This is a genomic window from Polymorphospora sp. A560, assembly GCF_045781765.1.
GTDB classification, from domain to species: domain Bacteria; phylum Actinomycetota; class Actinomycetes; order Mycobacteriales; family Micromonosporaceae; genus Polymorphospora; species Polymorphospora lycopeni.
The window spans coordinates 1398740-1410650 of the sequence record NZ_CP122282.1; the positions used below are offsets into that span (position 1 = coordinate 1398740).

Here is an 11911-nt window from a genome sequence, read left to right on the forward strand (position 1 = left end):
CGCGCGCAATGGTGCCGCGGTCAGCCCTTCACACTGCCGGCCAGCAGGCCGCGTACGAAGTAGCGCTGGAGGGACAGGAACACGATCAGCGGTACGACGATCGAGACGAACGCGCCCGCGGTCAGCCGTTGCCACTCGTTGCCCCGGGTGCCGGCGAGTTCGGCCAGCCGCACGGTCAGCGGTGCCGCCTCGTTGCCGCCGCCGGCGAAGATCAGGGCGACCAGCAGGTCGTTCCATACCCACAGGAACTGGAAGATACCGAACGCGGCCAGGGCCGGGGTGATCAGCGGCAACACGATCGAACGGAAGATCTTCGGGTGGGTGGCGCCGTCGACCCGGGCCGCCTCCATCAGGTCGCCCGGCAGCTGCGCGATGAAGTTGTGCAGCAGGAAGACGGCGAGCGGTAGCGCGAAGCAGGTGTGCGCGAACCAGACCTGGATGAACCGTTGCTCGTCGTCGAGGTCCCAGGCCGGCATGATCTGGACACCGCCGACGCTGACGCCCTGGGAGAAGAAGCTGAGCAGCGGCACGAGGGCCATCTGCAGCGGCACGATCTGCAGCGCGAAGATGCCGATGTAGACCCAGTCCCGGCCCCGGAAGTTGATCCACGCCAGCGCGTACGCCGCCAGCGCGGCGAAGGCCAGCGGGAACAGCACCGACGGCAGGGTGATGACGACCGAGTTGACGAAGTAGCTGGCGAGCTGTCCGGCGGAGGACGACCGGCCGAAGAGAACGTCCTGGTAGTTCTCGAAGGTGATCTGCGGGTCGGTGAAGAAGGTCCACCAGCCGGTGGTCTTGATCTCCTGCTCGGGGCGGAACGACGAGACGAACAGGCCGAAGGTCGGCAGCGTCCACAGCACCGCGATGACGATCGAGACGAGGCTCGCGACCCGGGTGTTCAGCCGCCTGCGGACCCGCCCGGCGGCGGTCTTCGGCCGGTCGGCGCCGCTCTTGGCCACCGGCGGCGCGGGGGTGGTGGTGGTCATGTCAGCCCTCCCGCTGCTGGCGCAGGTTGCGGATCTGGTAGATCACGATCGGGATCACCAGGACGAAGAGGAACACCGCCAGCGCGGAGCCCTGCCCGACCTGTCCGAACCGGAACGCCTGGTTGTACATCTCGTTGGCGATCACGCTGGTGTTGAAGTTGCCGTTGGTCATGGTCCGGACGATGTCGAAGACCTTGAGGGTGGCGATCGAGATCGTCACGACCACGACGATCAGGGCCGGCCGGATGCTGGGAAGGGTGACCCGCCGGAACATCTGCCAGGCGTTGACGCCGTCGAGCCGGGCCGCCTCGACGATCTCGGCCGGGATGGCCTTGATCGCGGCGGACAGGACGACCATCGCGAAGCCGGCCTGGATCCAGACCATGACGGCGATCAGCAGCAGCGTGTTGAGGGGGGAGTTGAGCAACCACTGCTTGGGTTCGCCGCCGAAGGACACCGCGATCTGGTTGAGCAGGCCGATCTGCTCCTGCTCCTCGGAGCGGTAGGCGTAGACGAACTTCCAGATGATGCCGGCGCCGACGAACGAGATCGCCATCGGCATGAAGATCAGCGACTTGGCGATGGCTTCGAACCGGGCCTTGTCCACCAGTACGGCGTACAGCAGCCCCATGCCGGTCGCGAGCAGGGGGACGAGGACCACCCACATCAGGGTGTTGGTCAGCACGTCGAGGATCTCGGGCTGGGAGAACATCCAGCCGTAGTTGCGCAGCCCGACCCAGTTGTCGCTGCCGCCGTCCATCAACGACAGCAGGGTGGTGCGTACGGCCGGCACGACCAGGCCGATGAGCAGCAGCACGATCGCCGGGAACAGGAAGAAGGCGGCGAAGAGCCCCTCCCCGCGGCGGGGGCGGGCGACCGGGGCGGGGGAGTCCCCACCGGGCCCGCCCTTGGCGGTGCTCGCCGCGATCAGCCGCTGCTCGCGGCGCCGGGCGAAGTAGTTGGGGATGGCGTCGAGCAGCAGGAGCAAGCCACCCACCACGACGACGAACGCCACCAGGCCGTACAACAACATGAGAAGCTTCGGGGCTTCGTCGGCGAACTCCATGCGTCCTCCCGCACGCGGAACCTACCGGGCCGGTGGCCCAATGGACGGTGGTCCGGCCCGAGCGGGCCGGACCACCGGAAAATCACTGGGGCCAGGATTGCTCGACGAAGGTCAGCGTGCTGGCGGTGTCCTTACCGTTGATCCAGTCGATCATGCCCTTCCAGAACGTGCCGGCACCGACGGCCGCCGGCATCAGGTCCGAGCCGTCGAAACGGAAGACGGCGTTGGTGTCCTGGAGGATCTGGACCGACAGCTTGTCGATCGGGTTGGCCACGTTGTTCAGGTCGACGCCCTTGTTGGCCGAGACCCAGTTGCCCAGCTTGGCGCGGGCGTTGGCGTGGTCGGCCGAGGCGAGGTAGGTCTGGAACGCCTGGACCTCGGGGCGGTCGGCGAACGCCGTGACGAACTCGCCACCGCCGAGGACCGGCTTGCCCTTGCTCGGGTCGACCGGCGGGAAGTAGAAGGCGAATACGTCGCCGTCCTCGGCGACCCGGGTGCCCTGCGGCCACTGGTTGGCGTAGAACGACGCCTGCCGGTGCAGGGTGCACTTGCCCTCGACGATGGGCAGGCCACCCTCCTGGAAGGAGGTGGTGGAGATGCTCTTGACGTCGCCGTAGCCGGCGTTGACGTACGCCGGGTTTTTCAGGATGGAGCCGGCGCGCTCGAACGCGGCGGCCACCCGCGGGTCGTTGAACGGGATACCGTGCTCGACCCACTGGTCGTAGACGTCAGGGGCGTTCTCGCGCAGCATGATGTCTTCGATCCAGTCGGTGGCCGGCCAGCCGGTGCCCTCACCGGACTCGATACCGACGCACCACGGCTTCTGGCCGTCCGCGACGACCTTGTCGCTGAGCGCGATCAGTTCCTGCCAGGTGGTCGGGACCGTGTAGCCCTTCTCCTGGAAGGTCTTCGGCGAGTACCAGACGAAGGACTTCACGTTGGACCCGAACGGCGCGCCGTAGAACTGGCCGTTGACGGTGCCGTACTTCAGCCACTCGGCCGGGTAGTTCTGCTCGGCCATCGTCTTGGTCTCGGCGGAGGTCGGCTTGAGCTTGCCGGCGTCGGCGAAGCGCTTGATCAGACCCGGCTGCGGGATCAGGGCGATGTCCGGCGGGTTGCCGCCGTCGACGCGTACGGGAAGCTGGGCCTCGAACTCGCCGCTGCCCTCGTAGTTGATCTCGATACCGGTGCAGTCCTGGAACTGTGCCCAGGACTGTTCCAGCAGATCGGCCTCCGCGTCGCGGATCGACGCGTAGACGGTCACCTCGGTGCCGTCGTGTCCCTTGTATGGCTCGTACGCGGCGCACTCCGGGGAGTCCGCGTCGGTACCGCTGCTGTCGTCGCTGGAGCACGCGGCGGCACTGAGGGCAATGCCGAGCACGCTGGCGATCACGAGGGCTTGGCGTGGTCTGGTGAAGACCGCCATGCCGTCCTCCTTCCTTGCCGGCGCCGTTTCCGAGCCCCACGGCTCACACGCCGGCCCCGACTCCTGTGGGCGTCCTCACATGTAAGCGCTTGCAACATTCGGAGTCCAGTCCAGAAAGGCATCGGCAAGTAACAATCAGGAAACTCGAAGAGATTGCTCTCCGTAGCCATTTGCGCACCTGATGCTCATGGGAGCGCTCCGACCAGCGGATTCAGTCACCGAGGATGGCGGCGAAGCGGGTTTCCGCAAGGTCCAACTGGTCGAAGATGTGGTCCTTGGCGCGGGTGGACAGCGGGGTGTCGGGGCGTCCGATCAGCTCCCGGAAGAGCGGGACGAGCGGCCGGTACTTGCGGGCGAGCCGCGCCACCCGGTCGCCGGTGGTGTGGATGATCCCCACCCCGTTGTCGGTGAAGTCGGAAACCTTGATCACCCGTGCCCACGGGTGCCGGTCCAGGCTCTCCGCCACGTGTGCCCGGTACTGCTCGTGCCGGTCGCGGTCCGGGGCGTACTCCGGGTTGGTCACCGCCCGGACCAGGTCGGCCACCCGCGGGTTGAACCGGCGGGCCAGTTCGGCCAGGGCGGCCCGGGTCGCCACGTCGTACGGCTGGCCCGGCGGCAGTCCGGCCAACTCCTCCGGGTGGTCCTCGACCGCGTCGTGCAGCAGGGCGGCGACGATCACGTCGACGTCGTCGACCTCGTAGTACCGGATGATCCGGATCGCCACCCGGAGCAGGTGGTTGAGGTACGGCTCGCGCACCCGGCGGTCGTCGCGGTGCAGGTGGGCGGCGAGTTCGGCGGCGGCCGCCAGGCGTGGCCGGTCGGCGGGGGAGAACCGGGCGAGTTCCTCGTCCAGGCGGTCTCGCAGGCCCGGTTCGCCGTAGACCTCGGTGATCGCGTGCAACGGCATGGACATCAGGTACGTCGGCGAGGCCATGGCCAACAGGTATACCGGATCATCGCCACCGGAACTGGCGTGAACTTGCCAGAGCCCCTTCCGCCGCCTGCAGCTTTCTGTCAACATCCATCGAAAGATCGACAATTATTACCGTTGTTTGGAGGATCTGGATGTTCAGACGTCTGCTCACGCTCTCCGCCGCGGCGCTGATGGCCGCCGCCGCCGTCATCATCCCGGCCGCGCCGGCCGCCGCCGCACCCACCTTCAAGGTCCCGTTCCCGTGCGGGCAGACCTGGTCGGGCCAGACCCGGACCAACCACAGCCCGCAGAACTCGATCGACTTCAACCGGACCAACGACGTCGACGACCCGGTCGTGGCCAGCGCCGCCGGCACCGTCGACCGGGTCACCAACCTCGGCAACACCAGCTACGGCAAGTACGTACGGATCAACCACGGTGGTGGATACCACACCTACTACGCGCACCTGAACGCGTTCCGGGTGTCGGTCGGCCAGACCGTGCGCCACGGCACGGTGATCGGCACCGTCGGCAGCACCGGCGGCTCCACCGGCCCGCACCTGCACTACGAGCAGCGGCTCAACGGCGCCGACATCAAGATCCGGTTCAACGGCACCCTCGCCCTCTACTGGGGCACCCGCAACTACACCAGCGACAACGGCTGCTCCGGCGGCAGCACCGCCGCGGGCACCGTGCGCACCGCCGGCACCCCGCTGACCGTACGCTCCGGCCCCGGCACCGGCTACGCCTCCGTCGGCACCCTCGCCACCGGCACCAACGTCACCATCCACTGCCAGACCACCGGTACGTCGGTGACCGGCACCTACGGCACCAGCAACATCTGGAACCGGATCGGCAGCGGCCGGTTCATCGCCGACGCCTACACCTACACCGGTCACAGCGGCTTCATCCCGGGCGTGCCCCGCTGCTGACCGACCGATCCGCGTACGGGCGCCGTGGCCGGGCCGGGCACGGCGCCCGCCGGATCGGTTCATCCGCCACCCGGCGAGGGATCAGTTCATCGGCACACGGCGAGGGATCAGTTCATCCGCCACACGGCGAGGTTGAGCGCCGCCGCGAACGTCACCCACGCCCAGTACGGCACCAGAAGCAGCGCGGCCGGGCGGCTCACCCGCCAGAAGAGCGCCACGGTGGCGCCGACCAGCGCCCACAGCACGACGATGTCGAGGAACGCGAGGCCGTACCGGCCGGCGCCGAAGAAGATCGGCGTCCAGAGCGCGTTGAGCACCAGTTGGGCGGTCCAGACGTAGAGGGCGGGGCCGAAGCCCACCCGCCGCCAGACCAGCCAGCCGGCGAGCGCGATCATCGCGTAGAGCACGGTCCACACCGGACCGAAGACCGACGACGGCGGCGCCCACGACGGTCGGGCGAGCCCGCCGTACTCCTGCGCCGTGCCGCTCACGCCCAGGCCGCCGATGCCGGCGGCCACCACGACGGCGGCGGCGAAGCCGGCGAGCGCCCACCACCGCCGGTGGCCGTGCCGGGCGTCGACGCTGAGCGTGTCCATGTCCGATGCGGTTCCCGCTGTTGGAGGCGGGCAAACCGGGCCCGGCCCCGGACGGCAAGGCGCCGGGGCCGCTGCCGGCCGGCCGTCCATCGGGGAGGACGACGACCTTCCGGCAAGCGACCCCGGCGGGTCCAGGAGGGGAATTGGAAACGAGGGGTGGGAGGGACGGAGAGGGGATTGGACGGCGTCAGGTGAAGAGGCTGACGCCGCCCGGGCCGACGAGCAGCCCGACGATGATGAGGACGATGCCCCACAGGATCTGCCGCCGGAAGAGCGCGAGTACGCCGGCGACGACCAGTACCACTGCGAGAATCCAGAGAATCAGGTCCATGGCGGCGGATTACCCGACCGCCCAGCGCCGGAAACCCGCCGGTCAGTGACCCTGGTCGCCCACGTGGAAGACGCTGTACGCCTGCTTGATCACCGGATGGGCGACGTTGCGGACCCGTACCCCGCCCGGCGTGGTGCCGCGTTCGCTGCCGGAGTGCGCGTGCCCGTGGATCGCCAGCGCCGTCGGCGCCGCATCGATCGCCTGACCCAGCAGGTACGACCCCAGGAACGGGTAGATCTCCGGCGGTTCGCCGGCCAGCGTCTCCGGCACCGGCGCGTAGTGGGTGAGCGCCACCCGGATGTCGCACCGCAGCCCGATCAGCGCGGCCGCGAGGCTGTCGGCGCTGTCATCGGTGGTCTTTATGAACGCCTTCATCTCCGGCTCGCCGAAGGCACTGGCGCTGCGGCCGGCGAATCCGCCCCCGAACCCCTTCACCCCGGCGACCCCGAGCCGTACCCCGTCGTGCTCCACCACCGTGGCGTCGCCCTCCAGCACCAGGATGCCGGCGTCCTCCAGCACCTTCACCACCTGCGGCACCTGGTCGCAGTGGTGGTCGTGGTTGCCGAGGACGGCGATCACCGGTACGCCGAGTCCACCGAACTCGGTGGCCACGCAGCGCGCCTCGGACTCGGTGCCGTGCCGGGTCAGATCTCCGGCGAGCAGCAGCACGTCGGCCTGCTCGGGCAGTTGGTCCAGGGCCGGGCGGAACCGGCCGACGACGTCCTCGTCCATGTGTACGTCGCCGACGGCGGCGATCCGGATCACGGCAGTTCCTCCGCTTCGGTCGGCGCGGCGGCGCGGGTCACCCCGATGTCGGAGGCCAGCCGCAGGTCGGGGTACCGCTCCTGCACCAGGCGCAGGATCTCGTCCCGGCGTTGCGGGCTCTCCACCTCGCCGCACAGGACCAGCGTGTTGTCCCGCCGCGACGCGGTGATGCCCTGTTCGGCGATGTCGGCGTTCTCGGTCAGCAGATGTTGGATCTCGGCTTCCAGGTACTCGTCGCTCACGGCTCCTCCTCGATCCGCTCGGTGTTCACGTCGGCACCGCCCGGTCGGCCCCGTACGGCACCACGTCCAACCGGTCCAGCAGCACCAGGAACGCCTCGGCGTACGGGGAGTGCTCCGTCTCCTTGCGTACCCGGTCCCAGTCGATCTGCTCCCGCAGCGAGCGGGCCAGCGGCAGTCCCCGGGCGAAGTCGCAGTAGTGCTGGGAGAAGCTGAGCAGCTTGTGCACCATCAGCTGGGTCGCGGACAGGACCGGCATCTGGATGGCGTCGACGGGGCGTACGACGGTGTCGGTGAACGTCTCGTCGGTGACCGGGGTTTCGATCGGCCGGTGGATCAGGTCCACCATCCGGCCTTCGTCGTAGACCTTGACGAGCCAGTCCTCCGGCGGACGCTCCGCGGTGAATCCGGCCTCGACGAGCGCCTCCAGGCAGCGCTCGACGTCCTGTTCCCGGATCAGGAAGTCGACGTCGTGGTCGCTGGAATGGCCCCCGTGGGCATACACCGCGAAGCTGCCACCGAGCGCGAACGGCACGTCGGACTGTTTCAGTACGGCGGCTACGCGTTTGAGGGTGTTGAGAAGGCCCTCGTCCACGCGGTGAGACATGGCGGTCTCCCGTGGGTAGGTGTCTGTTGAAGGTCTACCGGTACCCGACCGTCGGCCCGCTGACACCTGGGCAGGGGCTCAGGAGCGCATTCCCCGTACGGCCCGGGGCTAACCCGCCCGGCCCCGGACCGGCCCTTCCGGTCGGCGGTGACCAGCCGGTCACCGCCCGCCGTACCCGTCGTCGAGGTGACCGCGCAGCTTGACCAGGGCCCGGGCCAGCAGCCGCGAGACGTGCATCTGCGATACGCCGATCCGGTCGGCGATCTGCGACTGGGTGAGGTTGCCGTAGAACCGCATGGTGAGGATCTGCTGCTCGCGCAGGTCGAGGGAGGCCAGCGCCGGGCCCAGCGCGACCCGCAGCTCGGCGAGGGCGAGTTCGTCGTCCTCGCCGCCGAGCAGGTCGCCGAGCTCGGCGGCACCCTCGGTGTCGTTGGTCGGGGTGGACAGCGAGACGGTGTTGTAGGCGCGGGCCCCCTCCAGGCCCTCCAGCACCTCTTCCTCGGTGATGCCGAGGTGCCGGGCGAGGTCGGCCACGGTGGGCACCCGGCCGAGCCGCTGCGGCAGCGTCTCGGTGGCCTCCGAGATCACGATCCGCAGTTCCTGGATGCGGCGGGGCACCCGGACGTCCCAGGTGCGGTCCCGGAAGTGGCGTTTGATCTCCCCGACGACGGTCGGGATCGCGAACCCGGCGAACTCCACCCCGCGCCCCGGATCGAACCGGTCCACCGCCTTGATCAGCCCGACCGTGGCGGTCTGGACCAGGTCGTCGACGGGCTCGCCGCGGCCGGCGAACCGGCCGGCGAGGTGCTGGGCCAGCGGCAGCCACTGCTCGATGGCCTCGGCCCGCAGACGGGGGCGGAGCGGATCGTCGGGCGCGAGTGCGTGCAGTTCGCCGAGGAGCGCCGAGGCTCGTTCGTCGAATTCGCGTTCGGCTGTGGTGCGGACATGTGTGCTGCCCACTGGAGGCCTCCCCTGCGCCAGATTGCACCCATCTTAAGACGATAAATTGGTGAATACCGGCAAAAGTACCGTGTCTTTGCCCTGCACAATCGCTTTTCGTCCCGACGTCCGCGTGCGTCCGCCCGGTACCGTTGCGGACTGTGGCCCCGGTACGAGAGCACCACAGCACGAGTGGGAACGACGCGGGCACCACCCGCAGGCCGCGCGCGATCGCGTTGGTCGGCATCGATGGTTCGGGCAAGACGACCCAGGCGCACCAACTCGCCGCGCTGCTGACCGCGCACGGGGTGCCGGCGACCTACTGGCAGAACGCCGGCGGCCGGCGCTGGCTCGGCCGGATCGCCCGCCGGGTCGGCCGGCGCGACCCGCAGCACCTCCTCGGCCGCACCGGCCTGCTGTTCGTCGAGTCCGTGCTGCGCTGGCTCGCCATCGCCCGCGCCCTGCTGCGCTCCACGCTGCGCCGCCGGGTGGCCGTCATGGACCGCTACGCCGTCTGCCAGTACGCCAGCATCCGGGCCCACGGCGGGCACCGGTCGGAGGCGCTGGCCCGGGCGTTCTACCGGATCTTCCCGCCCCCGGACGTCACGTTCCTGCTCGAGGTCGACCCGGCCGAGGCATACCGGCGGATCGAGACGCGCGGCACCGACCACGAGACCATGGAGTTCCTGTCCGCCTCGGTCGCCGCCTACCGGTCGCTGCCGGAGCATCCGAGCTTCGTGGTCATCGACGCCAACGGCACGCCGGCCGAGGTCACCGCGGCGATCGTCGACCACCTCCTGGAGCGGTACCGGCCGCGTCCGGAACCGGGTGCGGCCGGAACCGTCGAAGAGGTGCCGCCGGCCGGCCCGGCGGCGCCCGGACCGGGCCTGGCCCGGATCGCTACGCGCTCGGCGTAACCGTTCCGCCGAGGGTGAACGGAACTGTCGCCGGCCCGCGGTCGCGGGCGAGGATCGCCCGCATGCGACTTCTCATCCTCGGTGGCACCGTCTTCCTCGGCCGCGCGATCGCCCGGCACGCCCGCGACGCCGGCCACGACGTCACCGCCGCCGCCCGCGGCGTGACCGGCACGCCCGTGGACGGGGTCCGGTTCGTCCGGGTCGACCGCGACGACCCGGACGGCCTTGCGGACCTGGACGGGACGTACGACGCCGTCGTCGACGTGTCCCGCCGGCCCAGCCACGTCCGTCATGCGGTGGCGGCGCTCGGCGACCGGATCGGGCACTGGTCGTTCGTCTCGACCGGATCGGTCTACGCCGACGCCGTGACGCCGGGGCAGCGCGCGGCGACCGCGCCGCTGGTCGATCCCGCGCCCGCCGACGTTGACGACCCGTCCGGCGACCGGATGGAGTGGTACGGCCCCTGCAAGGTCACCTGCGAGTCGATCCTGCGCGACGGGGTCGGCGCCGACCGTGCGTTCATCTGCCGGGCCGGGCTGATCGTCGGCGCGGAGGACATCAGCGACCGGTTCCCGTACTGGGTCCGGCGGCTGGCCACCGGTGGCGAGGTGCTCGCTCCCGGCACCCCCGACGAGCCGGTCCAGTTCGTCGACGTGGCCGATCTGGCGGCCTGGCTGGTCCGCGCGGCGGAGACCGGGCTCGCCGGCACGTACGACGGTGTCGGGCCGGCGCTGCCGAGAGGCCGGTTCCTCGCCGAGGTGGCCGCCGGGCTGGGGCGGCCCGATCCGGAGCTGACCTGGGTCGACCAGGAGTTCCTGGCGAAACACGACGTACGCCCCTGGTCCGGCGAGCGGTCCCTGCCGCTGTGGCTGCCGCTGCCGGAGTACGGCGGTTTCATGTCCCGCGACGTCTCCGAGTCGCTGGCCGCCGGGCTGGCGCCCCGTCCGCTGGCCGAGACGGTGCGCGACACCCGGCAATGGATGACCGATCATCCGGATGCCGTCAAGGCGGGCGGTCTGGCCCCCGGCGAGGAGACGAAGGTCCTGCGGGAATGGCACGGACGGTTGGCGTGACCGCACCCCGGCGCCGGCCGGGTGGGCGTACTTTCGCAGGTGCCGACAGTCACGGTTGACTCTCCGGCATTTGTGAAAGTAAGTTTCATCCGTGGCGAAGACTGCGAAGGTTTCTGCGACCGGTGGGGCGCGCGGTTCGACGGCCTCGGAGACGCGAGCTTCCGCGGCCCACGACACCGGTGGGCTGATCGTCCACATCAGCGGCCTGCTGCCGTCACTGTCCCCAGCCGAGCAGCGGGTCGCCCGCCTCGTGGTCGCCGACCCCGCCGACGCGGCCCGTCGTACGATCACCGACCTGGCCACGGCCGCCGAGACCTCCGAGGCGACCGTGATCCGCTTCTGCCGCTCGGTCGGCATGGAGGGCTACCCGCAGTTGCGGATCCGGCTCGCCGCCGAGGCGGCCCGCCGGATCGAGCCCCCGGACGCCCGCGTCGTCGGCGGCGACATCCCGCCCGGCGCCGACCTCGCCCAGATCATCGCCACGATCGCCTTCAACGACGCCCGGGCCGTCGAGGAGACCGCCGAGCAACTCGACGCCGAGGTCTGTGAACGGGTGGTCGACGCGATCAACAACGCCGAGCGGGTCGAGATCTACGGGGCCGGCGCGAGCGGCTTCGTCGCCTCCGACTTCCAGCAGAAGTTGCACCGCATCGGCCGGACCGCCTTCCACTTCCCCGACGTGCACGCCGCCCTGACGTCGTCGGCCCTGCTCAGCCGGGGTGACGTCGCGATCGGCATCTCGCACACCGGCACCACCTCCGACGTGATCGAGGTGCTGGAGCAGGCCCGGGCCCGGGGCGCGACGACCGTGGCGATCACCAACTTCCCCCGTTCGCCGATCACCGAGGTCGCCGACTTCGTGCTGACCACGGCCGCCCGGGAAACCACCTACCGGTCCGGCGCGATGGCCAGCCGGCTGGCGCAACTGACGATCGTCGACTGCCTCTTCGTCGGGGTGGCGGCGCGTAACCGGGCGCGGGCGAGAAAGGCACTGGAGGTGACCGCCGAAGCCGTGCAGGCACACCGGCTCGGCGGCCACCGGAGGAAGGCATGACCCGGTCCGCACGGGCCGGTCACGGTGCCGGCCGCGGCACGGCCGGCGGGATCGGAGTCACCGTACG

13 protein-coding genes and 1 pseudogene are annotated in these 11911 nt (G+C 70.1%); 4 read left to right on the forward strand and 10 right to left on the reverse strand.

What is annotated here, in order from left to right:
• Nucleotides 1–20: 20 nt before the first annotated feature.
• The 4 genes from QCD66_RS06420 to QCD66_RS06435 form a co-directional block, all read right to left on the reverse strand.
• A complete protein-coding gene (locus tag QCD66_RS06420) occupies nt 21–986 on the reverse strand; it encodes a carbohydrate ABC transporter permease (RefSeq protein WP_364221698.1) in 966 nt (321 codons plus the stop codon).
• A gap of 1 nt (nt 987) precedes the next feature.
• Nucleotides 988–2052, reverse strand: a complete 1065-nt coding sequence (locus QCD66_RS06425; protein WP_364221695.1) for a sugar ABC transporter permease — start codon at nt 2050–2052, stop codon at nt 988–990.
• Between the two features lie 82 nt (nt 2053–2134).
• Nucleotides 2135–3478 carry an ABC transporter substrate-binding protein gene (locus QCD66_RS06430; protein WP_364221692.1) on the reverse strand — a complete coding sequence of 448 codons (1344 nt, stop codon included), beginning with the start codon at nt 3476–3478 and terminating at the stop codon, nt 2135–2137.
• 211 nt (nt 3479–3689) lie between these two features.
• Nucleotides 3690–4412: an HD domain-containing protein gene (locus QCD66_RS06435; protein ID WP_357543525.1), complete on the reverse strand. Its 723-nt coding sequence runs from the start codon at nt 4410–4412 to the stop codon at nt 3690–3692.
• A gap of 131 nt (nt 4413–4543) precedes the next feature.
• On the opposite strand from QCD66_RS06435, the gene QCD66_RS06440 reads away from it, so the two are divergent.
• Entirely contained in the window at nt 4544–5323 is a 780-nt protein-coding gene (locus tag QCD66_RS06440) for a peptidoglycan DD-metalloendopeptidase family protein (RefSeq protein ID WP_364221688.1), read from the forward strand.
• A gap of 107 nt (nt 5324–5430) precedes the next feature.
• Here the strand turns inward: QCD66_RS06440 and QCD66_RS06445 are convergent, their stop codons facing one another.
• The 6 genes and pseudogenes from QCD66_RS06445 to QCD66_RS06470 all read right to left on the reverse strand — a co-directional run bounded on the left by QCD66_RS06445 (nt 5431) and on the right by QCD66_RS06470 (nt 8821).
• Nucleotides 5431–5919 carry a TspO/MBR family protein gene (locus QCD66_RS06445; RefSeq protein ID WP_364221685.1) on the reverse strand — a complete coding sequence of 163 codons (489 nt, stop codon included), beginning with the start codon at nt 5917–5919 and terminating at the stop codon, nt 5431–5433.
• Nucleotides 5920–6106: 187 nt separating this feature from the next.
• Nucleotides 6107–6250: a GPGG-motif small membrane protein gene (locus QCD66_RS06450; RefSeq protein ID WP_357543531.1), complete on the reverse strand. Its 144-nt coding sequence runs from the start codon at nt 6248–6250 to the stop codon at nt 6107–6109.
• Nucleotides 6241–6982, reverse strand: a pseudogene (locus QCD66_RS06455) (metallophosphoesterase). The gene QCD66_RS06450 and the pseudogene QCD66_RS06455 overlap by 10 nt, the downstream one beginning before the upstream one ends.
• 29 nt (nt 6983–7011) lie before the next feature.
• Nucleotides 7012–7257, reverse strand: coding sequence for a hypothetical protein (locus QCD66_RS06460; RefSeq protein WP_364221678.1), 246 nt, complete (start codon nt 7255–7257; stop codon nt 7012–7014).
• A 25-nt stretch (nt 7258–7282) separates the two neighbouring features.
• Nucleotides 7283–7861, reverse strand: coding sequence for a nucleotidyltransferase (locus tag QCD66_RS06465; protein WP_364221675.1), 579 nt, complete (start codon nt 7859–7861; stop codon nt 7283–7285).
• Between the two features lie 159 nt (nt 7862–8020).
• Nucleotides 8021–8821 (reverse strand): SigB/SigF/SigG family RNA polymerase sigma factor, encoded by an 801-nt coding sequence (locus QCD66_RS06470; RefSeq protein ID WP_364221672.1) that lies wholly within the window; start codon nt 8819–8821, stop codon nt 8021–8023.
• A gap of 140 nt (nt 8822–8961) precedes the next feature.
• Here QCD66_RS06470 and QCD66_RS06475 point away from each other — a divergent pair, with 140 nt between their 5' ends.
• The 3 genes from QCD66_RS06475 to QCD66_RS06485 all read left to right on the forward strand — a co-directional run bounded on the left by QCD66_RS06475 (nt 8962) and on the right by QCD66_RS06485 (nt 11844).
• Nucleotides 8962–9717 (forward strand): dTMP kinase, encoded by a 756-nt coding sequence (locus QCD66_RS06475; protein WP_375734044.1) that lies wholly within the window; start codon nt 8962–8964, stop codon nt 9715–9717.
• 62 nt (nt 9718–9779) lie between these two features.
• The gene (locus QCD66_RS06480) at nt 9780–10790 is read left to right on the forward strand and encodes an NAD-dependent epimerase/dehydratase family protein (RefSeq protein ID WP_375734045.1); all 1011 of its coding nucleotides are present in this window, start codon (nt 9780–9782) and stop codon (nt 10788–10790) included.
• Between the two features lie 184 nt (nt 10791–10974).
• A complete protein-coding gene (locus QCD66_RS06485; RefSeq protein WP_364221770.1) occupies nt 10975–11844 on the forward strand; it encodes a MurR/RpiR family transcriptional regulator in 870 nt (289 codons plus the stop codon).
• Nucleotides 11845–11911 lie beyond the last annotated feature (67 nt).